At 67.3% G+C, this 25,348-nt stretch carries 22 protein-coding genes; 7 read left to right on the forward strand and 15 right to left on the reverse strand.

The features are described 5' to 3' along the window. Position 1: 1 nt before the first annotated feature. From pstA to pstS (AC5P88_RS18815), 4 genes are all read right to left on the reverse strand, one after another. Positions 2-865, reverse strand: coding sequence for a phosphate ABC transporter permease PstA (pstA, locus tag AC5P88_RS18800; RefSeq protein WP_032127902.1), 864 nt, complete (start codon positions 863-865; stop codon positions 2-4). Beyond that, positions 865-1,833: a phosphate ABC transporter permease subunit PstC gene (gene pstC, locus AC5P88_RS18805; RefSeq protein WP_008267250.1), complete on the reverse strand. Its 969-nt coding sequence runs from the start codon at positions 1,831-1,833 to the stop codon at positions 865-867. The genes pstA and pstC overlap by 1 nt, the downstream gene beginning before the upstream one ends. 82 nt (positions 1,834-1,915) lie before the next feature. Next, positions 1,916-3,004, reverse strand: coding sequence for a phosphate ABC transporter substrate-binding protein PstS (gene pstS / locus AC5P88_RS18810; RefSeq protein ID WP_197595751.1), 1,089 nt, complete (start codon positions 3,002-3,004; stop codon positions 1,916-1,918). Between the two features lie 606 nt (positions 3,005-3,610). Then, positions 3,611-4,627, reverse strand: a complete 1,017-nt coding sequence (gene pstS / locus AC5P88_RS18815; RefSeq protein WP_049431219.1) for a phosphate ABC transporter substrate-binding protein PstS — start codon at positions 4,625-4,627, stop codon at positions 3,611-3,613. 507 nt (positions 4,628-5,134) lie between these two features. Here pstS (AC5P88_RS18815) and AC5P88_RS18820 point away from each other — a divergent pair. Beyond that, on the forward strand, positions 5,135-6,367 hold the full coding sequence (locus AC5P88_RS18820; protein WP_049431224.1) for a porin: 1,233 nt from the start codon (positions 5,135-5,137) through the stop codon (positions 6,365-6,367). 81 nt (positions 6,368-6,448) lie between these two features. On the opposite strand, the gene nth is transcribed toward AC5P88_RS18820, so the two are convergent. The 3 genes from nth to AC5P88_RS18835 are packed head-to-tail and all read right to left on the reverse strand — an operon-like array spanning position 6,449 to position 8,281. Continuing rightward, on the reverse strand, positions 6,449-7,141 hold the full coding sequence (nth, locus tag AC5P88_RS18825) for an endonuclease III (RefSeq protein ID WP_106550328.1): 693 nt from the start codon (positions 7,139-7,141) through the stop codon (positions 6,449-6,451). Further along, entirely contained in the window at positions 7,141-7,494 is a 354-nt protein-coding gene (locus AC5P88_RS18830) for a hypothetical protein (protein ID WP_495225749.1), read from the reverse strand. Before AC5P88_RS18830 ends, nth begins: the two co-directional genes overlap by 1 nt. A gap of 4 nt (positions 7,495-7,498) precedes the next feature. Continuing rightward, positions 7,499-8,281, reverse strand: a complete 783-nt coding sequence (locus AC5P88_RS18835) for an enoyl-CoA hydratase/isomerase family protein (protein ID WP_111204175.1) — start codon at positions 8,279-8,281, stop codon at positions 7,499-7,501. Between the two features lie 167 nt (positions 8,282-8,448). On the opposite strand from AC5P88_RS18835, the gene AC5P88_RS18840 reads away from it, so the two are divergent. From AC5P88_RS18840 to AC5P88_RS18850, 3 genes are all read left to right on the forward strand, one after another. Next, positions 8,449-9,150: an FKBP-type peptidyl-prolyl cis-trans isomerase gene (locus tag AC5P88_RS18840; protein WP_005408797.1), complete on the forward strand. Its 702-nt coding sequence runs from the start codon at positions 8,449-8,451 to the stop codon at positions 9,148-9,150. A gap of 217 nt (positions 9,151-9,367) precedes the next feature. After that, a complete protein-coding gene (locus AC5P88_RS18845) occupies positions 9,368-10,171 on the forward strand; it encodes a CoA pyrophosphatase (RefSeq protein WP_106550330.1) in 804 nt (267 codons plus the stop codon). Then, positions 10,168-11,070, forward strand: coding sequence for a sulfurtransferase (locus AC5P88_RS18850; protein ID WP_495225750.1), 903 nt, complete (start codon positions 10,168-10,170; stop codon positions 11,068-11,070). The genes AC5P88_RS18845 and AC5P88_RS18850 overlap by 4 nt, the downstream gene beginning before the upstream one ends. Before the next feature lie 315 nt (positions 11,071-11,385). Here AC5P88_RS18850 and AC5P88_RS18855 read toward each other — a convergent pair whose 3' ends face one another. Next, complete coding sequence (locus tag AC5P88_RS18855; RefSeq protein ID WP_111112554.1) at positions 11,386-11,952, reverse strand: N-acetylmuramoyl-L-alanine amidase; 567 nt, start codon at positions 11,950-11,952, stop codon at positions 11,386-11,388. A 72-nt stretch (positions 11,953-12,024) separates the two neighbouring features. Here AC5P88_RS18855 and AC5P88_RS18860 point away from each other — a divergent pair, with 72 nt between their 5' ends. Beyond that, positions 12,025-12,552 (forward strand): alpha/beta hydrolase, encoded by a 528-nt coding sequence (locus AC5P88_RS18860; RefSeq protein ID WP_106550333.1) that lies wholly within the window; start codon positions 12,025-12,027, stop codon positions 12,550-12,552. Between the two features lie 145 nt (positions 12,553-12,697). Further along, on the forward strand, positions 12,698-14,836 hold the full coding sequence (gene rlmKL / locus AC5P88_RS18865) for a bifunctional 23S rRNA (guanine(2069)-N(7))-methyltransferase RlmK/23S rRNA (guanine(2445)-N(2))-methyltransferase RlmL (protein WP_495225751.1): 2,139 nt from the start codon (positions 12,698-12,700) through the stop codon (positions 14,834-14,836). A gap of 121 nt (positions 14,837-14,957) precedes the next feature. Here rlmKL and AC5P88_RS18870 read toward each other — a convergent pair whose 3' ends face one another. The 7 genes from AC5P88_RS18870 to aptA all read right to left on the reverse strand — a co-directional run bounded on the left by AC5P88_RS18870 (position 14,958) and on the right by aptA (position 23,508). Continuing rightward, positions 14,958-15,287: a DUF3325 domain-containing protein gene (locus tag AC5P88_RS18870; RefSeq protein WP_495225752.1), complete on the reverse strand. Its 330-nt coding sequence runs from the start codon at positions 15,285-15,287 to the stop codon at positions 14,958-14,960. Then, positions 15,284-16,921 (reverse strand): PepSY-associated TM helix domain-containing protein, encoded by a 1,638-nt coding sequence (locus tag AC5P88_RS18875; RefSeq protein ID WP_495225753.1) that lies wholly within the window; start codon positions 16,919-16,921, stop codon positions 15,284-15,286. The genes AC5P88_RS18870 and AC5P88_RS18875 overlap by 4 nt, the downstream gene beginning before the upstream one ends. Continuing rightward, positions 16,918-17,232 (reverse strand): DUF3649 domain-containing protein, encoded by a 315-nt coding sequence (locus AC5P88_RS18880; RefSeq protein ID WP_495225754.1) that lies wholly within the window; start codon positions 17,230-17,232, stop codon positions 16,918-16,920. The genes AC5P88_RS18875 and AC5P88_RS18880 overlap by 4 nt, the downstream gene beginning before the upstream one ends. A 106-nt stretch (positions 17,233-17,338) precedes the next feature. Then, positions 17,339-19,537, reverse strand: a complete 2,199-nt coding sequence (locus tag AC5P88_RS18885) for a TonB-dependent siderophore receptor (protein WP_106550338.1) — start codon at positions 19,535-19,537, stop codon at positions 17,339-17,341. A 271-nt stretch (positions 19,538-19,808) separates the two neighbouring features. Further along, on the reverse strand, positions 19,809-21,095 hold the full coding sequence (locus AC5P88_RS18890; RefSeq protein ID WP_106550339.1) for a DUF445 domain-containing protein: 1,287 nt from the start codon (positions 21,093-21,095) through the stop codon (positions 19,809-19,811). Positions 21,096-21,213: 118 nt separating this feature from the next. Beyond that, positions 21,214-22,092, reverse strand: coding sequence for a ParB N-terminal domain-containing protein (locus AC5P88_RS18895; RefSeq protein WP_495225755.1), 879 nt, complete (start codon positions 22,090-22,092; stop codon positions 21,214-21,216). 63 nt (positions 22,093-22,155) lie between these two features. Then, the gene (aptA, locus tag AC5P88_RS18900) at positions 22,156-23,508 is read right to left on the reverse strand and encodes an omega-aminotransferase AptA (protein ID WP_495225756.1); all 1,353 of its coding nucleotides are present in this window, start codon (positions 23,506-23,508) and stop codon (positions 22,156-22,158) included. A gap of 103 nt (positions 23,509-23,611) precedes the next feature. Here aptA and AC5P88_RS18905 point away from each other — a divergent pair, with 103 nt between their 5' ends. Continuing rightward, positions 23,612-25,108, forward strand: coding sequence for an aldehyde dehydrogenase (locus AC5P88_RS18905; RefSeq protein ID WP_495225757.1), 1,497 nt, complete (start codon positions 23,612-23,614; stop codon positions 25,106-25,108). Positions 25,109-25,348 lie beyond the last annotated feature (240 nt).

Raw genomic sequence — 25,348 nt, forward strand, 5'->3', positions numbered from 1 at the left:
GTCAGTCATGGGAGATACGGTTGCGCAGCAGGATGCCGCGGGCGGCAAGGCTGACCAGCAACACGAAGACAGTCAGCACCAGGGCACCGGCCCAGGCCAGAACCTGCCAGGATTCATACGGGCTGCCGGCGAACTGGTTCATCACCACCGGCACCGAGGCCATCGGCTGGAAGATGTTGTTGTTCCAGTACTGGTTGCCGAAGGCGGTGAACAGCAGCGGGGCGGTTTCGCCGGAGATGCGCGCCAGCGCCAGCAGGATGCCGGTGATGATGCCGGCCGATGCACTGCGGTACAGCACCTGCACGATCACCTTCCACTGCGGGATGCCGAGCGACAGCGCCGCTTCGCGCATCTGCGAGGGCACCAGGCGCAGCATCTCGTCGGTGGTGCGCACCACCACCGGCAGCACGATGAAGGCCAGCGACAGGGCACCGGCGAACGCCGAGAAGTTGCCGCCGGTCTGCATCACGTACAGGGTGTAGACGAACAGGCCCAGCACGATCGACGGTGCCGACAGCAGGATGTCGTTGACGAAGCGGACCACGGTGCCGGCCTTGCGGGCGTTGCCGTACTCCGCCAGCCAGGTGCCGGCCAGCACGCCCAGCGGGGTGCCGATGCCGATCGCCAGCGCGCACATCACCGCGCTGCCGAAGAAGGCGTTGGCCAGGCCGCCTTCCTGCATCGGCGGCGGCGTCATCTTGGTGAAAAGATCCCAGTTGATGCCGGCCAGGCCCTTCGAGGCCAGGGTGAACAGGATCCAGCCCAGGAAGAACAGGCCGAACAGCGCGGTGGCGCAGGAGGCGGTGATCGCAACGACATTGCCGATGCGACGGCGCAGGTACAACGAATCAGCGGTGGTGGACATCAGTTGCCCTCCTTGCGGGACAGGCGCATCAGCATCAGGCGGGCGATGGCCAGCACCACGAAGGTGACGATGAACAGGACGAAGCCGAGCAGCAGCAGGGCCGAGCGATAGGTTTCAGTGGCTTCGCCGAAATCGTTGGCGATCAGCGCGGCGATGGTGGTGCCCGGCTCCAGCAGCGAGGGCGACAGGCGCACGCTGTTGCCGATCACGAAGGCGACCGCCATCGTCTCGCCCAGGGCGCGGCCGAGGCCGAGGAAGATGCCGCCGATCACCGCCGAGCGGGTGTAGGGCAGCACGATGTCCCAGCTCACTTCCCACTTGGTGGAACCCAGCGCATAGGCCGATTCCTTCAGGCGGGTCGGCACGGTCAGGAACACTTCGCGCATCACCGAGGAGATGAACGGAATGACCATGATGGCCAGCACGAAACCGGCGGTGAGCATGCCGATGCCGAGCGGCGGGCCCTGGAACATCGGGCCGATGATCGGCCATTCGCCCAGGGTTTCGTTGAGGAACGGGGTGACGTACTCGGTCATCACCGGCACCAGCACGAACAGGCCCCACATGCCGTAGATGATCGAGGGAATGCCGGCCAGCAGTTCGATGGCGGTACCGACCGGGCCACGCAGCCAGCGCGGCGCGACTTCGGTGAGGAAGAAGGCGATGCCGAAGCTGACCGGCACGGCGATGACCATCGCGATGAGCGCGGTGACCAGGGTGCCGTAGATCGGAGCGAGGGCGCCGAACTTGTTTTCGACCGGATTCCAGTCGGCGGAGAAGAAGAAGCTCAGGCCCTGCATCTGCAGGGCATGGCGGCCGCCCCACAGCATCGACAGCGCGGCGCAGGCCAGGGCGATCAGGACGAAGATGACGGTGCCGACCAGCACCCATCGGAACAGTTTGTCGTTGCGGGCATCACGCGCATCACGCGTGGACGGGGCGGCTACAGGCTGGGCGATGGCATTCATGGGGACGGCAGGGCCAGGAAGGGGCGGGGCGGCACGGCGTGGAAGCGGCGGTGCCCGCGCGGGGCGGGCACCGTCGTGTCCATCACTTCAGGTCGGACGCCCAGTAGGCCTCGATCTGCTTGACCAGTTCGGCCGGCAGCGGCACGTAGTGCAGCTCGTTGGCCTGGGCCTGGCCGTTCTCGAAGGCCCACTTGAAGAAGGCCAGGGTGTCCTGGTTGCGCTTGGCGTCCTTCGGCTGCTTCTGCATCAGCATGAAGTTGGTGGCGGTGATCGGCCACGCCTGCTCGCCCGGGGCATTGGTGATGACCAGGTTGAAGTCCTTGGCGCTGGCCCAGTCGGCGCTGGCGGCCGCAGCGGCGAAGGTCTCCGCGCTCGGCTCGACCCAGTTGCCGGCCGCGTTCTGCATGGCGGTGTACGGCATGCCGTTCTGCAGCGCGTAGGCCAGTTCGACGTAGCCGATCGAGCCCTTGATCTGCTTCACGTAGGAAGCGACGCCTTCATTGCCCTTGCCACCCACGCCGTCCGGCCACTGCACCGAGGTGCCTTCGCCGACCTTGCTCTTCCACTCCGGGCTGACCTTGGACAGGTAGTTGGAGAAGTTGAAGGTGGTGCCCGAACCGTCCGAACGATGGACCAGGGTGATCTTGCCGTCCGGCAGCTTCACGCCCGGGTTGGCGGCGACGATGGCCGGGTCGTTCCAGGTCTTGACCTTGCCCAGGAAGATGTCGGCCAGCAGGGCGCCGCTCAGGCGCAGCTTGCCGCCTTCCAGGCCTTCGATGTTGACCACCGGCACCACGCCGCCGATGGCGGAGGGGAACTGGGCCAGGCCGGCCTGGGCCAGCTCTTCGCTGCTCAGCGGCTTGTCGGAGGAACCGAAGTCGACGGTGCCGGCCTTGATCTGGGCGATGCCGCCGCCGGAACCGATCGACTGGTAGTTGATCTTGGCGCCGGTGCTGGCGTTGTAGTCAGCCGACCACTTGGAGACCAGCGGGAAGATGAAGGACGCGCCCGCGCCGGACACTTCGGCGGTCACCTTGGCACCGGCGGCGGCCGGAGCGGCGGCACCGTCGGCAGCCGGCTGCTGCGCGGCCTGCTTGTCGCCACCGCAGGCCGACAGGCCCAGGGCGATGGCCAGGGAAAGGGCGGCAAGGCCGGCCGAGTGCAGTTTCATGGTCACTCCATAGCGGGGAAGAGCCGACGTCGTCGGCGGATGCGGCTATGAAATGATGTTTTTGTTACAGCCGTATTACGACCATGACAGAGGTGTCCTGGATCACGTTACGACAAGGGTTTCACAGGGTTGGCCGCCCCCTGGCAGGGGCCCGGAGACCCCGGATCTGCGCACCGGTATGACGGTCGGGGTGCTGGGTAGAGTCGAGCCATGCTCGACTGCTCCCTGTCCTCTCGGTAGGTGCGGACCGTTGGTCCGCACGCTCCAGCACCCAGCCGAGCATGGGCTCGGCTCTACACGCGCTCCTGCCTTTGCTCCTGCCTTCCATGACCCCACCGCGCCCCCAATGAACTGTCGAGAGGCGGTGGGCCAGGGCGTGCAGGACCGTCCACGGCATGGATGCCGTGGCCGAGCCCCCAGGGACGGGTTTACGGCGTGTCCTGCACGCCCTGGCCCACCGACTCCCCCATGGATCAGCGCAGGCGCAACGCTCTTCACGACCAACCCCCAGAAAACAAGAAGAGCGCGAGATCTCGAGGATCTCGCGCCCGGGTGGGATCGGCGGGGGAGAGAGGACCCGCCGACCCCGTTCCTGCGGGGGAACGCTTACTTCAGGTTCTGCGACCAGTAGGTCTCGATCTGGCGGACCAGGCTGTCCGGCAGCGGCACGTAGTCCAGCTGGCGGGCCTGGGCGTCGCCGCTCTTGTAGACCCAGCGGAAGAACTCCTGGGTGGCCTTGCCGTTGGCAGCATTCTTCGGCTTCTTGTGCACCAGGATGAAGTTGGTGGCGGTGATCGGCCAGGACTCGGCGCCCGGGGCGTTGGTCATCACCAGGTAGAAGTCCTTGGCGCTGGCCCAGTCGGCGCTGGCGGCGGCCGCGGCGAACGACGCATCGCTCGGCTGCACGAACTTGCCGGCGGCATTCTTCATCGCGGTGTACGACAGCTTGTTCTGCAGCGCGTAGGACAGTTCGACGTAGCCGATGCCGCCCTTGATCTGCTTCACGTAAGCGGCAACGCCTTCGTTGCCCTTGCCGCCGATGCCGGCCGGCCACTGGACCGAGGTACCTTCGCCGACCGAGCTCTTCCACTCCGGGCTGACCTTGGACAGGTAGTTGACGAAGTTGAAGGTGGTGCCCGAACCATCCGAACGGTGCACGACGGTGATCTTGGCGCTCGGCAGGGCCACGCCCGGGTTCAGCGCGGCGATGGCCGGATCATTCCAGGTCTTGATCTTGCCCAGGAAGATGTTGGCCAGCACGGTGCCGTCCAGCTTCAGCGCGCCCGGGGCGATGCCGGCCACGTTGACCACCGGCACCACGCCGCCGATCACCGACGGGAACTGCGCCAGGCCCGAAGCAGCCAGCTCTTCCGGCTTCAGCGGGGCGTCGGAGGAGCCGAAATCAACGGTCTTGGCCTTGATCTGCGCAATGCCGCCGCCGGAGCCGATCGACTGGTAGTTGACCTTGTTGCTGGTGGCGGCGTTGTAGTCGGCCGACCACTTCGACATCACCGGGTAGATGAACGAGGCGCCCGCGCCGGTGATTTCAGCGGCGTTGGCGGCGAACACGGACGACGCTGCGAAGACGGCAACGGCAACGCGCGACTTGAAGGCGTGGATCACGGGGTGGCTCCTGGGTTGATTGGGATGCGGGGTTACCCGCCCGGCGCACATTCCATAACGGTTCGATGACAGCGCAGGGACCGTTGTATGACGCAACCGTTACAGCGCTGGCCGCTGCCGCTGCCGCGGTGTCCGTGAAGGTTTCGCGCGCGGTCGAAGGGCGGCGGGGTGGCGCGTCGCCAACCTCCATATGCCGTTGTCGGGGCCTCCGCGCTGACGCGCACGCATCCCGGGAATGGGCATCCGGCAGCGATGTCATGTCCTGCACAGGGATGCATGGGGCCGCGTTGCACGTTGAAGCGGATACATCACGCCATGTGCCGCAAGGCCTCGACACAGATGCCGGTGCAATTGCGTCGTCCGCATGACCGCACGAAGAAACCTGTGTTTGGTGCGCAGTTTGTCATTCGACTGTCATGGTTTTAACGGAACGTTCGCAAAACGCTTGACCGGCCTGCCGGCGTGGCGTTCTGCCCAAGCCATTCCAACCCTCTGGAGAGATCCAAAATGCGTTCCCATTTGCTCGCCGCCGCGGTCGTTGCAAGCCTCGGTCTGGTTTCCGCCGACGCCTTCGCAGCCCCTGCCAGCTCGGGCGTATCCCAGGCACAGCTGCAGCAGCTGCAGGCACAGATCGCCGCGCTGCAGGCCCAGGTCCAGCAGTTGCAGAACGATTCGCAGGCGCTGCAGGCGCAGTCCGACGCGCAGTCCGAAGTGAACATCACCCAGGCGCAGGCGCTGGAAGGTGCACAGAAGACCCAGACCAGCGTCGACAAGCTGGCCAAGCTGGTCAATGACAACAAGATCGGCGGTCGCATGTTCTTCGACCTGACCAACATCGACAAGACCAGCAACGGCAAGGACACCGCCGCCAGCGGCACCGGTCTGGACGTCAAGCGCTTCTACCTGACCGTCGACCACAAGTTCAACGACATCTGGTCGGCGAACCTGACCACCGACTTCCAGTACAGCTCGGCCATCGGCAACACCGAACTGTTCGTCAAGAAGGCCTACGTGCAGGGCAGCTTCGACCCGGCCTTCAACCTGCGCGTCGGTGCCGCCGACATGCCGTGGATCCCGTACGTCGAGAAGTTCTACGGCATGCGTTATGTCGAGAACACCCTGACCGACCGCCTGAAGTACGGCAACTCGTCCGACTGGGGCCTGCATGGCTTCGGCAACCTGGGCAACAACTTCAACTACGCCGTCTCGGTCGTGTCCGGCGCCGGCTACAAGAACCCGACCCGCAGCAAGGGCATGGATGTGGAAGGCCGCGTGGCCTACACCCCGAACGAGAACTTCGTGGTTGCCGTCGGTGGCTACAGCGGCAAGCTGGGCAAGGAAACCGACATCCAGAGTTCCGAGAACACCTACACCCGCGCCAACGCGATGGTGGCCTACGCCGACAGCAATTTCCGCGTCGGTGGTGAGTACTTCCAGGCCAAGAACCTCAACAACGTGATGACCGTTGCCACCGACAAGTCCAGCGGCTGGTCGGTGTGGGGCAGCGTGCGCGTGACCGACGGCGGCATCAACGTGTTCGGTCGTTACGATGACACCGACGTCAGCAAGACCCTGGACCCGACCCTGAGCGACAAGTACTGGAACGTCGGCGTCGAGTTCCCGGTCATGAAGAACCTCAAGCTGTCGACCGTGTACAAGTACACCCACCTGGCCAACGCCGGTGACAAGAAGAACGACAAGACCAAGGAATTCGGCGTCTGGGGCGACCTGTCGTTCTGATCCCCTGAAGCATGCTTGTCCTGAAACACAGACGGCGGGCCTTGTGCCCGCCGTCTTCGTCTGGTCACAACAGAGACTGCGTCACGCCTCGGCCGTGGTCTTTTCCTTGAACCGGCACAGATCGGCGATCACGCAGCCCGGGCAATCCGGCTTGCGCGCCTTGCACACATAACGCCCGTGCAGGATCAGCCAGTGATGCGCGTCGAGCAGGAACTCGGCGGGGATCACCTTCACCAGCTTGTCTTCCACTTCGCGCACGTTCTTTCCCGGGGCCAGTCCGGTACGGTTGGAGACGCGGAAGATATGCGTGTCCACCGCCATCACCGGCTCGCCGAACGCCGTGTTGAGCACCACGTTGGCGGTCTTGCGGCCCACGCCCGGCAGCGCTTCCAGCGCATCGCGATCGCGCGGCACTTCACCGCCATGCTTTTCCAGCAGGATCGCGCAGGTGGCGATCACGTTCTTCGCCTTGGCGTTGAACAGGCCGATGGTGGCGATGTACTGCTTCAGTCCTTCTTCGCCAAGCGCGAGGATCTTCGCCGGCGTATTGGCCACCGGGAACAGGCGGCGCGTGGCCTTGTTGACGCCGACGTCGGTGGCCTGCGCCGACAACGCCACCGCCACCAGCAGCTCGAACGGCGAGCTGTATTCCAGTTCGGTCTTCGGGTGCGGGTTGAGTTCGCGCAGGCGGGTGAACATCTCCACCACGTCGGCGCGCGGCATCGTGCCACCACGCCGCGCCGGAGCGCGTGCAGTCTTCTTCGTGGTGGCCATTACTGCTCCTTGCCGATGGCGCGGGCCTTGGCCCGGGCGAGGATGGCGGCCGCTGCGGCGGGCAGGGCGGGCTTCACGTCCGGCGCCGGGGCCGGGGTGCGCCGTGCGTCGCGTTCGGCTTCGCGGCGGGCCAGCCGTACCGCGCGGGCGCGGTAGCGTTCGCGTGTCGCCCAGGCGGCCTGAAGCTGCTGCTGGGCCTGCTGCAACCGCTGCGGGAGTTCCGGGTGGCCGGGCAGCAACTGCGCGTCGTCGGCGCGGGCGACATAGTCCATCAGCCCGGCCTGCAGGGCGCCATCGAGATCGTCTGCCTGGACCCGGGCGAACAGCTGCGCGGGGTTGGGTCGGGATGCCATGGCGTCAGCGGTTCTGGAAGGCCGGCGGGCGGCGCTGCAGGAAGGCGCTGGTTCCCTCGCGCATGTCCTCGGTGGCGAACAGCAGGCCGAACTGCGCGCTTTCGTATTCCAGCCCGGCTTCCAGGCTGCATTCGCCACCCACGTGCACCGCGTCCAGCAGGCCGCGCAGGGCCAGCGGCGCCGAGCGCGCCAGCTGGCGGGCAACGTCATTCACGCGATTGTCCAGCGCGTCGGCCGGCACCACCTCGTTGACGATCCCCAGTTCCAGCGCGCGTGCGGCGTTGATCGGTGCACCCAGCAGGCAGAGCTCCAGGGTGGCGGCACGGCCGCACAGGCGCAGCAGGCGCTGGCTGCCGCCGAAGCCGGGAATCAGGCCGAGATTGATTTCCGGTTGGCCGACTTTGGCGGTATCGGCGGCGATGCGCAGGTGGCAGGCCATGGCCAGTTCCAGGCCGCCGCCCAGCGCGAAACCGTTCACGCGGGCGATGACCGGCTTGGGCATGCGCTCGATCTGGCGCATCAGGGCCTGGCCCAGCAGCGAGAAATCACGTCCCTGAACCGCGCTGAGTGTGTTCATCTCGGCAATGTCGGCGCCGGCCACGAACGCCTTCGGGCCAGCACCGGTCAGCACCACCACGCGCACCTCCGGGTCTGCGGCGGCAGCACTGAAGGCCTCGGCCAGGGCCTGCAGGGTCGCGGCATTGAGGGCGTTGAGCTTGTCCGGGCGCTGGACGGTCACGGTGCGGATGGCGCCGTCGTCGGTAACAGCGATCAGGGCATCGGCCACGGGGAAACTCCTGGAACGTTAAAAAAAAGTGATATTGAACTCCGCGAACGCAGACGGGTCATAGCCTGCATCGTGAGTAGCGGTTACACGTTGCGCCCGTTATCCTAACCCGTCGCCTCAGGGCGGCGCAGAACGTCCCTGAGTTACCACCCCTGGAGAACTGTTTGATGAAGTTGCGTTCTATCGCGGTCGCCGTCGCGGCCCTGGCCCTGACGGGCAATGCCTTCGCCCAGGACGTTTCGTCCGAAAAGGGCAAGCTGAGCTACTACTTCGGTTACGACTACGGCAACAACCTGGCGGAGCTGACCGGTCGTGGTGAGCAGCTGGACATCAACTCGGTGGTGAAGGGCCTGCAGGATGCCTACGCCAAGAAGCAGCCGGCGATCACCGCCGAGCAGCTGAAGCCGGCCGTTGAAGCGTTCCAGAAGCGCGAGCAGGGCCGTGCCCAGGCTGCCAAGGCCGAGTACGAAAAGGCTGCTGCCGAAAACAAGACCAAGAGCGATCAGTTCATCGCGGCGAACAAGGCCAAGGCCGGCGTGCAGTCGCTGCCGAGCGGCGTCCAGTACCGCGTGATCGAAGCCGGCAAGGGTGCCAAGCCGACCCAGGCCAGCACCGTGCAGCTGGAAGTGGCCGGTCCGTTCCCGTACGGCCAGCGCCCGACCGAAGCCCGCCCGGCCCAGCAGATCCCGTCGATCAAGGTCAGCGAAGTCGAAATGAAGGCCATGCGCGAGACCCTGCTGCAGATGCCGGCAGGCTCGAAGTGGGAAGTCACCCTGCCGCCGGACCAGGCCTACGGTGCCGACCCGCGCACCCCGTTCCCGCCGAACGTGGCTGTGCAGTTCGAGATCAAGCTGGTCAGCGTCAAGTAAATCGAAGCAGCAAACCAAACGCGCCGGTGATCCCACCGGCGCGTTTTTGTTTGCGCAGTCCCTGACGGTAGAGTCGACCGTTGGTCGACTATCGCGCGCAGCGCGGGGTTCCCCGCAAGAAGATGGAAGAGCAGTCGACTGACAGTCGACTCTACCGTCCGGCCGGGCCACCCGCGCAAATCCCGCCCATTCGCGCTACTGTTGGCGGGTGCAAACAATGGAAGAAACGGCGCGTGTTGTCGCAAGTCCCTGCATCGGAGTGTGCACGCTGGATCCGCACCGGCAGTGCAGCGGGTGCGGGCGGCATATCGACGAAATCGCGCGGTGGTCGTCGATGAGCAATGACGAACGCAACCGCATCCTGCATCGCGTGCAGCCATTGCGCCAACAGCTGCAGCAGTCACTGCGCGGTTCGCTGGCCGACCACGAACGGCTGATGCGCGCGCTGCACCCGCTGGCCGAACCGCCGGCCGGTGATGGCTGGAACCGCAGCGAACTGATCGACCTGTTGCCTCCGGGTCCGCCGGTGGAAGCGGCGGTGCTGGCCGGCATCGTGCCGCGTGCCAATGGCGCGCAGGTGATCCTCACCCGTCGCACCGAAACCCTGCGCACGCACGGTGGCCAGGTCGGATTCCCCGGCGGACGCACCGAGCCCGACGACCGCGACGCACTGGCGGCGGCATTGCGCGAGAGCCAGGAAGAAATCGCACTGGCCCCCGGCCAGGTGCAGGCGCTGGGCTACCTGGATCCCTTCGTGACGATCACCGGCTACCGGGTCACTCCGGTGGTGGCGGTGGTCGATCCGGACTTCGTGCCGGTACCGCAGCCCAGCGAAGTGGCCGAGGTGTTCGAGGTGCCGCTGGACTACCTGATGGCGGCGGACAACCTGCGCCAGGTCGAAATCAATCATCGCGGCCGCATCCGTCACGTCCTTGAGTATGGCTGGCCCGGCCAGCGCATATGGGGCGCCACCGCGGCCATTCTCTACAACCTGCGTCGTCGCCTGGAGCAAGTGCAATGAACCCGATCGATCCGCCGTGGACCACCCTGGTCGATGTCGCCACCCTGGCTGCCGCGTTGGGCGAGGGCATCCGCGTGGTCGATGCACGCGCCACCGCCAGCACTGCGGTGCGGGTGGTCGATGCGCGTTCCTCGCTGGCCGACCCGCAGGCGGGAAGCGGCCAGTATCTGGCAGGTCATATCCCGGGTGCGGTGTACGCCGATCTGAATCGTGACCTGTCCGATCTGTCGCGCGTCGGCCACGGACGCCATCCACTGCCGGACAGCGATGCCTTTGCCGCAAAGCTGGGGCAGTGGGGCATTGGCCCCGACACCCAGGTGGTGGTCTACGACGGCAGCGACGGCAGCATGGCCGCGTCGCGCCTGTGGTGGCTGCTGCGCCTGATTGGTCACCACAAGGTGGCCGTGCTCGACGGCGGTATCGCCGCCTGGCAGACCGCCGGGCACGCGCTGGAAAGCGGCCAGAGTGACGTGGCGGTGCTGCCTGCCTACCCGGGCCGTTTCGACACCACCCAGATCGCCAACGCCGATGAAATCACCGCGCGCCTGAAACATGCACCGGGCTGGTTGGTCGACGCACGCGCGGGCGAACGTTTCCGCGGCGAAGTGGAGCCCCTCGACCCGGTTGCTGGCCACGTGCCGGGCGCGGTCAACCGTCCGTTCGCCTTGAACGTACTGGACGGCCGCCTGCGCGACGCACAGGAACTGCGCGCTGAACTGCAGGGCGTGATCGGCAACCGCGATCCGCAGCAGGTGGTGCTGATGTGTGGCTCCGGCGTGACCGCCTGCCACCTGCTGCTGGCGATGGAAAGCGCAGGACTGAGCGGTGCGCGCATCTATGCCGACTCCTGGAGCGGCTGGGTGAGCGACAGCACCCGCCCGGTCGCCACCGGCGCCTGACTCTATCGTCTCGATTTCCACGCAAAGGGCAGTCGAGCTACAAAAGCCCGTTCCGATCGCTTCAACGTCCATCCACGCATGGCGTGGATGAACCGTGTCGACCAAGGTCGACACCTACCAACAGCGGCGGAGATCTGTCGAAGGCGGGGTGGGGCCGGTTGCGAGGGTGTCCGCGGCATGGATGCCGCGGCCAAGCCCCCATGGATGGGTTTACGGCGTCCCTCGCAACCGGACCCGCCCCGCCATCCCACGGAATGCTGCTGTTGCACTTGCTTCGGCCGTTGCTTCTGCGGGTGCAGGGCGCAGCCCTGCCGCTTACCCAACAGGCTGCAACGGCACCTTCGCCAGCACCCGCGCCCACGGGAACAGCGGCCCCGGATCACGCTTGCGCGCCACCGTCAGCGTCGGGTCATCACTGGCCGGCACCTGCTCCAGGTCCAGCTGGTCGTGCCCGGCAATCCGCCGCAGCGACGGATAGCGCGCCACCAGCGCCAGCAGCAGCGCCTCCAGGGCCAACAGCTGCGCCTCGGTGTAGGCCTCGTCCATCGCCTGGTGACGGCTGTCGAACCAGTGCGGGTAGCGCCCGGTGTTGACCAGCTCGATGCCCAGCGTATGCGCGTTCATGCCGCGTACGTGGTGGGCCACCCGTTCCGGCGCCACGTACTGCACCACGCGGCCATCGCGGTCGATGTAGAAATGCCCGCTGTTGCCGGCGCCGCTGTCGTACAGCACGCGCTCGCCGTACTCGCGGGCCATCGCCAGATCGGGCAGCTCGGTGCAGTGGATCACCACCGTCTCCAGCGTGGCCGGGTCGCGCAGCGGCAGACGGTCTTCGTAGGGCAGGGGCTGCAGCTGCAGGCCGGGCAGGAGCGGGTTGGGCATCCGGCGATGCTAGCATTGCGGCATGAACCTGCCTTCCCTTTCCTTGTCGATCCGCGCGCACGGAGCCTGCGCGTGAGCCGCGGCCACTGCATCCTGTCCCACGGCTTCGAGAGCGGCCCGGAAGCGACCAAGGTCACCGCGCTGGCCGAGGTGGCACAGCGCCTGGGCTGGACCCACGAGCGCCCCGACTACACCGACCTGGACGCGATGAGCGAGGTCAGCCGGGTAGGCGACGTGCCGACCCGCCTGCGCCGCCTGGTCGAGCGCGCCGCCATCGCCGCCCGGCAGGGCCCGGTGGTGCTGGCCGGCTCGAGCCTGGGCGCCTATATCTCCGCCATCGCCTCGCTGCAGGTGCCGGTGGCCGGCCTGTTCCTGATGGTGCCGCCGACCACCATGGGCCCGATGCCGGCGCTGGATGCCGCCGCGGTGCCGACCACGGTGGTGCAGGCCTGGCACGACGATGTGGTCCCGGCCGCCGGGGTCATCGCCTGGGCGCAGGCGCGCGCAGCGCAGCTGCTGCTGGTCGATGACGGCCACCGCCTGGAACACCATGTGGAGGCCTCCGCGCAGGCCTTCGAGCGCCTGCTGCGGCAACTGTGAAGCCCGGGCGCACGGCGCGCCCGCCCGCTTTGACTACAATGGCAGCCCCGCCGCCCCCGGCGCGGGCCTGCTGGCCGTGCTTGCGGCCCTCCTTTCCGACCGGCCCGGCCCTTGTGCCGCGCCCGACCACCTGCGAACCGATCCCGTGAAATTCTTCGTCTCCTGTGCCAAGGGCCTGGAATACCTGCTTGCCGATGAACTGTCGGCCCTGGGCCTTGGCAAGGCCACTGCCACCATTGCCGGCGTCAATGCCGAGGGCGAACTGGAGCAGGCGCTGCGGATCGTGATGTGGTCGCGCCTGGCCAGCCGCGTGCTGTGGCCGATCGACGAATTCGAGTGCCCGGACGAACAGGCCCTGTACGACGGCGTGCGTGCGCTGCCGTGGCACGAGCACATCAAGCCGGAGATGACCCTGGCGGTGGACGCGCACGTGTCCGGCGACAAGATCACCCACGCGCGCTTCGCCGCACAGCGGATCAAGGACGCCATCGTCGACCGCATGCGCGATGAAGGCCTGGAGCGCCCGTCGGTCAACACCGACCTGCCGGACGTGCGCGTCAACCTGTCGCTGCGCAAGGGCCGTGCCTCGCTGTCGATCGACCTCGGCGGTGGCCCGCTGCACCGCCGTGGCTGGCGTGGTGCCGCCCACGAGGCACCGCTGAAGGAAAACCTGGCCGCCGCGCTGCTGCTGCGCGCGCAGTGGCCGCGCCTGCATGCCGCCGGTGGTGGCCTGCTGGACCCGATGTGCGGCAGCGGCACGCTGCTGATCGAAGGCGCGCTGATGGCCGCCGACGTCGCCCCCGGCCTGATGCGCCATGGAAGCCTGCCGCCGAGCCGCTGGCTGGGCTTCGACAAGGCCGCCTGGAAGGCGATCCAGAGCGAAGCGCGCGAGCGCGAGGCCGCTGGCCTGGCCGCGCTGAAGCCGGTCATCCACGGCAGCGACATCGACCCGAGCGCGATCCAGGCGGCACGCGAGAACGCGGAAGTGGCGGGCGTCGCCCACGCGATCCGCTTCACCCGTGCCGACGTGGCCGACCTGGCCGCACCGGAACAGGAGATCGGCGCGGTGGTCTGCAACCCGCCGTATGACGAACGCCTGGCCGCCGACCCGGCGCTGTACCGCGCACTGGGCAATGCCCTGCAGAAGGCGGTGCCGCAGTGGCGCGCCAGCCTGCTGTGTGGCAACGACGAACTGGCCTTCGCCACCGGCCTGCGCGCCGGCAAGAAGTACCAGATGTTCAACGGTGCGCTGGAATGCGCGCTGATCGTCTGCGATCCGATCGCTGTGCCGGGCCGCGATCCGGCGCAGCCGCGAGAGCTGAGCGAAGGCGCGCAGATGGTGGCCAACCGCCTGCGCAAGAACCTGAAGAAGTTCAAGAGCTGGCGCGCCCGCGAGGACATCACCTGCTTCCGCGCCTACGATGCCGACCTGCCGGAGTATGCGGCGGCCATCGACGTCTACGAGGAAGACGGTGGCAAGCGCCGCACTTTCCTGCATGTGCAGGAATATGCCGCACCTGCCGCGATTCCGGAGAACGACGTGCGCCGTCGTCGCAACGAGCTGCTGGCCGCCGCGCGTGAAGTGTTCGGTGTGCCGCCGGAGCAGGTCTCGATGAAGTCGCGCGAGCGCGGCAAGGGCGGCAGCAAGTACGGCCGCTTCGAGCAGCGTGATGAGTTCATCGTGGTGCGGGAGAACAACGCGCTGCTGCAGGTGAACCTGTTCGATTACCTGGATACCGGCCTGTTCCTCGACCACCGCCCGCTGCGCCGGATGATGGCCGAGCAGGTGCGTGGCAAGCGTTTCCTCAACCTGTTCTGCTACACCGGCGTGGCCAGCGTGCAGGCCGCCGTGGCCGGTGCCGCCAGCACCACCAGCGTCGACCTGTCGGCGACCTATCTGCAGTGGTGCTACGACAACCTGGCGTTGAACGGGCAGGGCGGCAACCAGCACCTGCTGGTGCAGGCCGATGCAATGGCCTGGCTGGAAGGCGACCGTGGGCAGTACGACGTGATCTTCTGCGATCCGCCGACGTTCTCCAACTCCGCGCGCGCCGACGATTTCGACGTGCAGCGCGAGCAGCTGAAGCTGCTGCGTGCGGCGGTGGCACGACTGGCGCCCGGCGGCGTGCTGTACTTCTCCAACAACTTCCGCCGCTTCAAGCTGGAAGAGAACGCCATCGCCGAGTTCGCCCAGTGCCGCGAGATCACCGCGCGCACCATCGGCCCGGACTTCGAGCGCAATGCGCGTATCCACCGCGCGTGGGAACTGAAGCGGTTGGGGTGATTCCAGCCGAAAGGGGATGCCGGCCAGCGGCCGGCACTCCCCACGTGCGCGCAGAACGGTAGCGCCGGGCCATGCCCGGCGAGCGTGGGTCCGGTAGATCCACGCCATGAGTGGATGGCGGTTACAGCAACGCCACCAGCAGCCCGGCCACGGGCAGCGCGATCGCCAGCGGCGCGATCCACGTCGGCCGGTACGGATACAACCCGAACGACAGCACCACGCCGCCCACCGTCATCGCGCCCAGCCACAGCACCGGGCCCATCGCCCAGCCGTGGTCGGCCACGCACAGTGCGAAGGCCACCGTCAGCAGCGCCCAGCCCAGTACCCGCCATTGCGTGCGCCGTGCCGGTGCGGCAGCGGCCTTGCCATGCAGGTCGTGCTGGTGCTTCTCCATCGCCAGCGACAGCGCGGTGAATGCAGAGAATGAGAGCGTCAGTGCCAGCAGCATCATGCGCTGGCCTCCGCTTCGGTCGTTTCTGCAGCGTCCACCGATGCCTTCGGTGCAGCCGCAGCGGCCGCACGTTTCTTCTTCTCGGCCGCACTCAGCGGTGGCGTCCAGCGCTGCATGCGCCAGCCGCACATCGCCAGCATCGCGCCGAAGGCAATCATCGACAGATCAACGCCGGCCAGCACCCAGTCACCGTTGCGCAGGGTGACGCCGAGGTGAGCATGCGTGGTCAGCGCGTTGACCACCGGCACCAGCGCGAACGCGGCCGCGCCCAGGTACAGCTGCCATGCCCACATCATCCGCTTGGGCCAGATGAAGGCGGCCAGCAACGCCGCGCCCCAGGCATAGAAGAACACGTTGGCCTCGGCGCTGGAGCGCTCGGCGATGTCCAGCGGCAGCAGGCGGTTGCCCCAGAAGTACGCTGCGAACGCGATCGGCAGGCCAGCCACGGTACCGATGTTCAGCGCATCGACCAGGCGCAGGCCGAAGCCGGTGCGTCCGCTCTTGGCATGTTTCGGCCGCTCCTTCACCGCCCACAGCACCACGCCGCTGGCCACCATCAGGCAGCCGACCAGGCCGGACAGGAAGAACAGTGCACGCAGGCCCCAGTCGGCGAAGCGCGCCAGGTGCAGGCCGTACAGCACGCCACGGGTGGCGGTGGCACCGCCGGAGGGCGGCGTCTCTTCCAGCAACGCACCGCTGATCATGTTGTAGCGCACGGCCGGGGTGTCGGTGGACAGGCGCTTGCCATCGCGCTGGCGGATGTCGATCACCGCATTGGCCGCGCCCGGATTGGACACGGTGAACCCGGCCACTTCCACGCCGTGCCAATGCGCGCGTGCGCTGTCCAGCAACCGTGCGATCGGCAGCGGGGTAGCGCGGCCTTCGGCCGGCGCGGTCACTTCCGGCATGCCGCCGAAGGCCTCGAAGAAGAACTTGTCCTCGTCCTGCGGGTAGGCCACCTTCACGCCCCACGGCAGGTACATGATCATCAGGGTGACGATGCCGGTGTAGGTGATCATCGCGTGGTACGGCAGTGCCATCACCGCGCTGACGTTGTGGAAATCGAGCCAGGAACGCAGGCCCTTGTCCTTGCGGAAGGTGAAGAAGTCCTTGAAGATTTTCTTGTGGGTGATGACGCCGGTGATGATCGCCACCAGCATGAACATCGCGCAGAAGCCAACCAGGTAGCGCGCCCACAGCACCGGGATGTAGTGCAGGTCGAAATGCAGGCGGTAGAAGAAGTCGCCGCCACGGGTCTCGCGCGCCTTCAATGCCTGGCCGGTGTTCGGGTCCAGCGTGGCGTCGCCGAAGCCACCACGGCGGCCACGGCTGGGGTCGGCCAGTTCCGGCGGCAACCGCCAGAACATCTGCATGGCCGGGTTGCGCGGTTGCGGCAGGGTGACGAACCAGTTCTCGGCCTGGCTGGCATTGGCCTGCAGGTAGTCCACCGCGCGCTGTGCGGCCACATCGATGCTGACCTTGTTGGCCGGCAGCTCCGGGCGCATCCAGCGGCTGATTTCCTCGCGGTAATAGCTGGCCGTGCCCGCCATGAAGATCAGCAGCAGCAACCAGCCGACCAGCAGCCCGGTCCAGGTGTGCAGCCAGGCCATCGATTGGCGGAATCCGTTCTTCATGCCCAGGCCCCCATCAGGTGCGCAATGCCTGCCATCAGCAGGGCCGGGGCGAGGATGCCCACCCAGGCGCGCAGTGCGCTGCGGGTGGCGAATGCCCACAGTGCGGCACAGGCGGCGACCAGGATCGCCAGCAGCATGCCGGTCAGCACGGTCTGGCCGCGCGCGCCGGGCAGCGCCACCGCGCAGAACACGCTGGTCACCGAGGCCAGCGCATAGCCGCCGAAGATCGCGGCCAACGAACGTGACAGCACGCCCCAGCGCGGGTTGGAGAAGAAGGTGCGGGGGCTGGCGGTTGCGGGCGAGCGGTCCACGGCGTTCCTGCAGGTTTCAGTGGAAGAAGGCCGGCGCACCGCAGTGCGCCGGAGGAGGCCATCCCTGGCCTGGCACCGGTCGCAGAACCGGTGCCATCCATCAGGGTCAGAGCTTCCAGCGCAGCGTCACGGTGACATTGCGTGGTTCGCCCCAGTACACGCCGTTGTAGAAACCGACGTTGTTGAAATACTTCTTGTCCAGCAGGTTGTTGATGTTCAGCTGGGCGCTGAAGTTCTCGTTGAAGCGGTAGCCGCCGGCGAGGTTGACCAGGTAGAACGCGTCCTGGGTGATCCTGGCCTTGCTGCGGTCGGGCTTGGTGCTGGTGTTCCAGATGCTGCTCTGCCAGGTCACGCCACCACCCAGCCAGAAGCGGCCGTCGATACCGCCAGGGCGCCAGCTGGTGTTGAGCCGGAAGGTATCCTGCGGGGCGGTGGTCCGCTGCAGCACGCCATCCTTGTTGCGGATGACGGTGTGGGCGAAACCGGCCGAGACGTTCCACTGCTCGCCGATGCTGCCCTGGGTTTCGATCTCCCAGCCCTTGACCTTGTTGCCCTTGCCGGTGGAGCGGTAGGCCTGGCTGCCATCGGGCAGCGAGTTCACCGGCACCGAATCATCGATCTCGGCGACGTTGTCCTGCTTGCCCTCGAACACGGCGGCCGAGGCATTGAGCAGGCCGCCGAAGAACTCGGCCTTGACGCCTGCTTCGTACATGTTGCCGACCACCGGCTCCAGGTAGTTGCCATTGCGGTCGCGGTAGTTCTGCGGCTTGAAGATGTCGGTGTAGCTGACATAGCCGCTGAAGATCGAATTGAAGTCGTAGACCAGGCCGGCATACGGGGTGAGCATGTCGTCCGGCCTGTAGCCGGTGCGGGTGGTGCGGTTGCGGTTGCCATTGGCATCGTAGCCATAGGCCCAGCTGCGGGTTTCCCAGCTGCCGTAGCGCGCGCCGACCACCGCCAGCAGCGGGTCGGCCAGGCGCAGCCGCGCGGCAACGTAGGCTGCGCGCTGGCGCAGTTCATTCTGCGAAGACAGCCTGCCCAGGCGGGTCACCGGCAGCACCGGCACATTGCCGGTCCAGTGGCGCCAGTCCGGCACCACGGCATAGGCATCGTCGTAGTCGAAGTCCATGCCTTCCGACTCGCCCTTGCGCACCGACTGGCCCAGGCCGAACACCAGTTCATGCTCGCGACCGAACAGCTGGAACGGGCCACCGACGTTGACGTCGAACACGTCCATCGTGCTGTGCTCGTTGAAGTGCGAGATGTAGGCGGTGACACCGGTTCCATCGGCACGCGGATTGCCGGCGGCGCCGTACCAGACGCTGCCGTCGGTATCACGCACGGCGTGGCTGATATTGCCCTTCACCGACCAGCCGTTGCCGAGCTGCTGCTCCAGCCGCGCGAAGCTGGTCTTCTCCACGATCGGCCAGGCGCTCCACGAGGCCGACAGGTTGGTCGAGCGAGGCAGGTTGGCTGGCGTGCCATCGGCGCCCCAGTACGGCACCACGCCCCAGGTTACGCCGGTGGTGCGCGGCGACTGGTATTCGTAGCCCACTTCGAACAGCGTGCTGTCGCTCAGGTCGGCCTGCACGATGCCGTAGAACACATCCTTGTCGAGCGAATAGACATCACGGAATGAATCGCTCTGCTGCTTGGCTGCGACCACGCGCGCACGGATGCGGCCGTCCCAGGCAACCGGACCACCGAGATCGGCTTCCAGGCGGCGGTTGCCCCAGCGTCCCACGGTGAGGTTGGCGCCCATCTGGAAGGTATCGGTGGGGCGCTTGCGGATCATGCTGATGGTGCCGGAGGGATCGCCGGCGCCGGTGGTCAGGCCGGTGGCGCCACGGATCACCTCGATGCGCTCGTAGATCACGTTGTCGGTGTTGGTCTTGACCGAGCCACCGAACGTGTTGAGCATGCCGTCGATCTGGAAATTGTCGATGGTGTAGCCGCGCGAGACATAGTTGATGCGCTCGCTGTCGGTGACCGACACGCTGACGCCGGTCACCTGGCCCATCACGTCCGACAGCGAAAACAGGCCCATGTCGTCCAGGCGCTGGCGGGTGATCACGGTCACCGACTGCGGCGTCTCGCGCAACGACAGGTCCAGCCTGGTCGCGCTGCGCGCGTTCTTCACCGTGTAGCTGTTCGGGATCTCGCCATCGGCGGTCACCTTCACGGTGTCCAGCGTGCGCGCGGAAGATTCGGCGGTGCCGTCGGCGTGTGCCAGCGGAGCGATCATCAGTGCGGTCACGGCCAGGGCCAGCAGAGAGGGACGAGGGAGGTTCAGCGGCATTGCCATCGGTGCGATTCCATGCAGGACGAAACAGGCGATGGAATGCGCAGACGCAGCAGCCGTGCGCTCCGCGCACGTCGCCCAGCGAGTCCCATCGACGGTGCGCCACCCGCGCAGTGCGGGCGACCCGGTAGTCGGGGGATGTACACGGGCGAAGGGGCGGGTGGGTGGGTGCTTCCGTGCCCCGCTTGGCTAAGCGTACAACCGATTAGCAAATGATAGGCATTCGCATTTCGTTAATCAAGCGTGACGGCGCCCGCTCCCGTGCAGGGAGGCTTCAGAAGCGGAAAAGGACCGTCGCAGCGTGCAGCAGCAGGCCGATCAGCCCGCCGACCAGGGTGCCGTTGAAGCGGATGAACTGCAGGTCACGGCCCACGCTCAGTTCCAGCTGTTCGACCAGGTGCCGCTCGTCCCAGCCCTTCACGGTCTGCGCGATATGCGTGGTGACGCCCTCGCGCAGGCGCCCGGTCAGGCGCTGCGCACCTTCCATCAGATGCTGGTTCAGTGCCTGGCGCAGCGCCGGGTCGGCCTGCAGGCTGGCACCGAGCGAACCCAGGCTGCGCTGCAGGTGGCCGACCAGCGCCGAATCCTCGCGCTGCAGGTCCGCGCGAAGGCTGGCGTGGATGCGCGCCCACAGCCCCTGCACGTACTCCTGCAGGGCCGGGTGGTCGATCATTTCCTGCTTGAGCTGCTCGATGCGCTCGGCCAGCGCCGGATCCTCGCGCAGGCGCTGCACGTAGTTCTGCAACCAGGTCTCGTAGTCCTGGCGCAGCGGATGCTGCGGCTCGGCCAGCACCTGCTGCAGCTCTTCCAGCACCGCGCGGGCCAGGCGTTCGGCCAGGCTGTCGCCGATCTCGTCGATCGGCTTGACCCAGTTCACCGTGCTCGACAGCGTCGGCCATTCGCGCTGGATGTAGCGCACGATCAGCTGCGAGGCGCGTTCCTTCACCTCAGGCTGTTCCAGCCAGCGGCCCAGCCGCTGCAGGCCCTCGTCCAGCACGCGTTGATGGCGGCCATCGGCGGTCAGCAGGGCCAGCAGTTCACCGGCAGTGGCAGCGGCATTCCACTGCCGCAACTGCTGCACCACGAAGGCATGCAGCTGCCGGCGTACGGCCGTTTCGTCGAAGAAATCCAGCGCCTGCAACGCCCAACCGCGGGCCATGTCGGCCAGCATGCGCGAGCGTGCCGGGTCGGCCAGCCAGCTGCCGAGGCGGCTGGCCGGATCGAATACCTGCAGCTTGGCCAGCAGCACACCTGGCTCCAGGAACTGGTCGCGCACGAACAGCGCCAGGCTGTCGCCGATGCGCTCCTTGCTGCGCGGGATGATCGCGGTGTGCGGAATCGGCAGGCCCATCGGCCGCCGGAACAGCGCGACCACGGCGAACCAGTCGGCCAGCGCGCCCACGGCCGCGGCCTCGCAGAAGGCCGAGACCCAGGCCCAGATGCCGCGTTCGCCCTGCCAGTGGCTGACCGCGAAACCGGCCAGCATCAACAGCAGCAGGCCCAGCGCGAGGGCTTTCAGGCGCCGCAGCTGAGCGCGGCGCGGATCGATGGCAGGCGTCATGCCGGAAGTCTAACCGCCACCGAATGAGCGCCGGGTAGTGCCGGCCGCTGGCCGGCATCTGCAGTTCACCCGATACGTTCATGGGGTTGCCGGCCAGCGGCCGGCACTACCCAAGGGGTCAGAGCGCTTCCAGCTGCTTGCGCAGCGCGGCCAGCTGCGCGCGCAGGGTGTCGTTCTCGCGGGTCAGGGCGACCACGCGACGGCGCAGGGCCGGTGCATCCTCGCCCAGCTGTTCCAGTGCGGACAGCACTTCGGCATCGCGGCTGGCGATCTCGTCCTCATCCGCCTCCTCGAAATCCATCTCGGCCGGTTCAGGCTTCGGCGCGCGCGGTTTGCGCTTGGACTCGCGCACGCGCTTGGCGGCCTGCTTCAGCTCGTCCTTGCCACCGGCGGCGGCGGCGCGCTGTTCTTCTTCAGGCAGGTCGGCCACGGCCGCGGCGGCGCTGATCGAGATCATACCGGCCTTCACCGCTTCCACCACCTCGGCCGCGGCCTGGGCGTGGATGCGTTCGATCATGCCGACCTGGCTGGTGCTCAGCTTGGCCTCGCGGGCCAGCTCGGCGCGGCTGACCTTCGGTGCCGGCTCCCACGGCGGGCTGTCTTCACCGCCTTCATCGGCCGTCTCTGCCGTGCCATCGCTCTCGCGCTGCAGCTGGGCCTGCTCGACCTGCTTGCGGGCGGCCAGGATGTCGCGCTTGCGCAGCGCCAGCACGCCGCGCTGGAAGTCGGACACGCTACGGCGCCCCAGGTGCTGCTCGATCATCCACAGGTGCACGTCTTCCATGCTCTGGAAGCGGGTGTTCTGCACGGTGTTGAACGGCAGGCCGTGCTTCTGGCAGATACCGAAGCGGTTATGGCCATCGACCAGCACATCGCCCCACAGCACCAGTGCATCGCGGCAGCCTTCGGCCAGGATGCTGCGCTCCAGCGCGTCATGTTCGTCCGCGGTCAGCGGGTCGATATAGGCCTTGAGTTCTTCTTTGACGACGATATCCATGGGCACGGCAGCGAGCAGGAGCGGAACCGCCCATTGTACCCGCTCGCCGCCGCCGGCCCGGGCTCAGGCGGTGGCCCGGATCATCTCGCCCAGCGTGCCGGCGATCTGGTCGATCTGCGCCTTGTCCACGATCAGCGGCGGTGACAGCGCGATGATGTCGCCGGTACAGCGCACCAGCAGCCCGCCGTCGTGGAAGCAGCGCCGGAATACCTCGTAGCCACGGCTGCCCGGAGTATCGCGGCGCGGCGCCAGCTCGACCGCGCCGACCAGGCCGAAGTTGCGGATGTCGATCACGTTGGGCAGGCCCTGCAGCGAATGCAGCCGTTCCTGCCAGTACTCGCCCAGTTCGATGGCCCGCTCAAACAGGCGCTCCTCGGCGTAGACCTCCAGAGTGGCCAGCGCGGCCGCACAGGCCAGCGGGTGGCCGGAATAGGTATAGCCGTGGAACAGCTCGATGGCCTGCGGCGGCGCCTGCATCAGCGTAGCGTGCACCGCATCGCTGGCCAGCACGCCGCCCAGCGGCACCGCGCCGTTGCTGACCGCCTTGGCGAAGGTCAGCAGGTCCGGGGTGACCCCGAAGCGCTGTGCGGCGAAGGGCATGCCGACCCTGCCGAAACCGGTGATGACCTCATCGAACACCAGCAGGATGCCGTGGTGATCGCACAGCTCGCGCAGGCGCTGCAGGTAGCCCGGCGCCGGCAGGATCACCCCGGCGGACCCAGCGATGGGCTCGACGAAGACCGCCGCGATGGTCGAGGCGTCATGCAGCGCGATCAGCCGCTCCAGATCGTCGGCAAGTTCAGCGCCCTGGCGCGGCAGGCCTCTGCTGAACGCATTGCGCTGCAGGTCCAGGGTGTGGCGCAGGTAGTCCACGCCGCCCAGCTGCAGGCCGAACGCCCTGCGGTTGTTGGGCAGGCCGCCTAGTGCCATGCCGCCGAAGCCGACGCCGTGGTAGGCCTTCTCGCGGCTGATGAAGCGCGTGCGCTGGCCCTCGCCGCGCTGGCGGTGGTAGGCCAGCACGATCTTCATCGCGGTATCCACCGCCTCCGAGCCGGAGCTGGTGAAGAACACATGGTTCAGGGGCGTTGGTGCCAATGCGGCCAGCCGCTGCGCCAGCGCGAATGCCGGCGGCGAGCCCATCTGGAAGGCGGGCGAGTAGTCGAGCGTGCGCGCCTGCTCGACGATGGCCTCGACGATGCGCGGCCGTGCATGGCCCGCGTTGCAGCACCAGAGGCCGGCCGTGCCATCGAGGATCTGGCGGCCGTCGACATCCTCGTAGTGCATGCCCTCGGCACGCACCAGCACACGCGGCGCTGCCTTGTACTGGCGGTTGGCGGTGAACGGCATCCAGTACGCCTCCAATGACTCCGGGCGTTGGGTAGCCAGATCGTGCAGGTCGCTCGCGGAACGCTTCATGCCAGCTCCATCGGGTCCGATGGGGAGAATGTAGCGCAGCCACGTCACGGCGGAGTCGCGGCCACGCCGGTATAACCGGGGAAACTGTTCCGAGGAGCCCGGCATGGCCGACTTTCCCGACCGCAGCCACTGGCAGGCACTGGCCCAGCAGCTTTCGATGCCGACCCAGGCATTCATCGATGGCCGCTACGTCTATGCTGCCAACGGTGCGCGCTTCGACTGCATCAGCCCGATTGATGGCCGCGTGCTGGCGGCGGTCGCCGACTGCGACGCAGAGGACGTGGAGCGCGCAGTGCGGGCGGCGCGGCGTGCCTTCGATGCGGGCCACTGGTCGCAGGCCAGCCCGGCCCATCGCAAGCGCGTGCTGTTGGCCCTGGCAGGGCTGGTGGAAAAACACGCCGACGAGCTTGCCTTGCTGGAAACCCTGGACATGGGCAAGCCGGTGCGCGATTCACGCCGCATCGACCTGCCCGGCGTGGTGCGCTGCCTGGCCTGGACCGCCGAGGCCGTGGACAAGCTGTACGGCGAAATCGCGCCGACCGGCCCACACGAGCTGGGGCTGGTCACGCGCGAGGCTGCCGGCGTGGTGGCGGCGATCGTGCCGTGGAACTTCCCGCTGCTGATGGCTTGCTGGAAGATCGCCCCGGCACTGGCGATGGGCAATTCGGTGGTGCTCAAGCCGTCCGAGCGTTCGCCCCTGTCGGCGTTGCGGCTGGCGGCGCTGGCCGCCGCGGCGGGCCTGCCGGACGGAGTGCTGAACGTGCTGCCCGGCCATGGTGCGCGCGTGGGCGAGCCCTTGGCACTGCATATGGACGTGGACGTGCTGGCCTTCACCGGTTCCACCGCCACCGGCGCGAAGCTGCTGGAGTATGCGGGACGGTCCAACCTCAAGCGGGTCTGGCTGGAATGCGGTGGCAAGAGCCCACACCTGGTGTTCGCCGACGCCCCGGACCTGGACGCAGCGGCCAAGGCCGTGGCGCAGGGCATCTTCTTCAACCAGGGCGAAGTCTGCACCGCCGGCTCGCGGCTGCTGGTGCAGCGCTCGATCCGTGAGGACTTCGTGCACCAGGTGATTGCCTATGGCCAGCACATGCAGCCCCGCCATCCACTGGAGGCCGATGCACCGATGGGCGCGCTGGTCGACGCCGCGCACCTGGACAAGGTGCTGGCCGATATCGCCCGTGCCGAAGGCGAGGGCGCTCGTCTGCTGCTGGGCGGCCATCGGGCCGAGGTGGAGGCCGGCGGCTGCTATGTGCAGCCCACAGTATTCGACCAGGTGCGTCCGGACCACGCGTTGGCACACGAGGAAGTGTTCGGGCCAGTGCTGGCCGTGCTTGGTTTCGACGACGAGGCCGAAGCGGTGCGCGTGGCCAACGACAGCCGTTATGGATTGGCGGCGGGCCTGTGGACGCGTGACCTGGGCCGCGCCCATCGTGTCGCACGCCAGCTGCGCGCCGGCAGCGTGTGGGTGAATGGTTGGGATGGTGGTGACATGACCGCCCCGTTCGGTGGCTACAAGCAGTCCGGCAACGGGCGTGACAAATCGCTGCACGCGTTCGACAAGTACAGCGAGATCAAGGCCACCTGGATCCAGTTGTAACGACGCGCTTGCCGAGCGCTTTTCGTAGAGCCGAACCATGCTCGGCTGCTGTTTGCTCTTTGTAGAGTCGAGCCATGCTCGACTGCTCTTCGCGAGAAGCAGCCGAGCATGGCTCGGCTCTTATCTCTTCCGACTCTGGCACCTTAGGTGCCGAGAGCCCGGCGCGGACGACCGTTCGGCTCTAGGTCTTTTCGATCGCTCTGTAGCAAGGATCTCCGCGCCGGTTTCTCCCTGATCCGC

It is taken from the genome of Stenotrophomonas sp. YJH_SMC_8 (assembly GCF_059371315.1).

Coding starts and splice junctions, on each gene's coding strand:
- AC5P88_RS18875 (WP_495225753.1), bottom strand. CDS start 16,921: ATGAAGAACGGATTCCGCCAATCGATGGCCTGGCTGCACACCTGGACC.
- AC5P88_RS18855 (WP_111112554.1), bottom strand. CDS start 11,952: ATGCCCAACCCGCTCCTGCCCGGCCTGCAGCTGCAGCCCCTGCCCTAC.
- AC5P88_RS18820 (WP_049431224.1), top strand. CDS start 5,135: ATGCGTTCCCATTTGCTCGCCGCCGCGGTCGTTGCAAGCCTCGGTCTG.
- AC5P88_RS18845 (WP_106550330.1), top strand. CDS start 9,368: ATGGAAGAAACGGCGCGTGTTGTCGCAAGTCCCTGCATCGGAGTGTGC.
- nth (WP_106550328.1), bottom strand. CDS start 7,141: ATGGCCACCACGAAGAAGACTGCACGCGCTCCGGCGCGGCGTGGTGGC.
- pstS (WP_197595751.1), bottom strand. CDS start 3,004: ATGAAACTGCACTCGGCCGGCCTTGCCGCCCTTTCCCTGGCCATCGCC.
- AC5P88_RS18840 (WP_005408797.1), top strand. CDS start 8,449: ATGAAGTTGCGTTCTATCGCGGTCGCCGTCGCGGCCCTGGCCCTGACG.
- pstC (WP_008267250.1), bottom strand. CDS start 1,833: ATGAATGCCATCGCCCAGCCTGTAGCCGCCCCGTCCACGCGTGATGCG.
- AC5P88_RS18830 (WP_495225749.1), bottom strand. CDS start 7,494: ATGGCATCCCGACCCAACCCCGCGCAGCTGTTCGCCCGGGTCCAGGCA.
- AC5P88_RS18890 (WP_106550339.1), bottom strand. CDS start 21,095: ATGACGCCTGCCATCGATCCGCGCCGCGCTCAGCTGCGGCGCCTGAAA.
- aptA (WP_495225756.1), bottom strand. CDS start 23,508: ATGAAGCGTTCCGCGAGCGACCTGCACGATCTGGCTACCCAACGCCCG.
- AC5P88_RS18895 (WP_495225755.1), bottom strand. CDS start 22,092: ATGGATATCGTCGTCAAAGAAGAACTCAAGGCCTATATCGACCCGCTG.
- AC5P88_RS18870 (WP_495225752.1), bottom strand. CDS start 15,287: ATGATGCTGCTGGCACTGACGCTCTCATTCTCTGCATTCACCGCGCTG.
- pstA (WP_032127902.1), bottom strand. CDS start 865: ATGTCCACCACCGCTGATTCGTTGTACCTGCGCCGTCGCATCGGCAAT.
- AC5P88_RS18885 (WP_106550338.1), bottom strand. CDS start 19,537: ATGGCAATGCCGCTGAACCTCCCTCGTCCCTCTCTGCTGGCCCTGGCC.
- AC5P88_RS18905 (WP_495225757.1), top strand. CDS start 23,612: ATGGCCGACTTTCCCGACCGCAGCCACTGGCAGGCACTGGCCCAGCAG.
- AC5P88_RS18850 (WP_495225750.1), top strand. CDS start 10,168: ATGAACCCGATCGATCCGCCGTGGACCACCCTGGTCGATGTCGCCACC.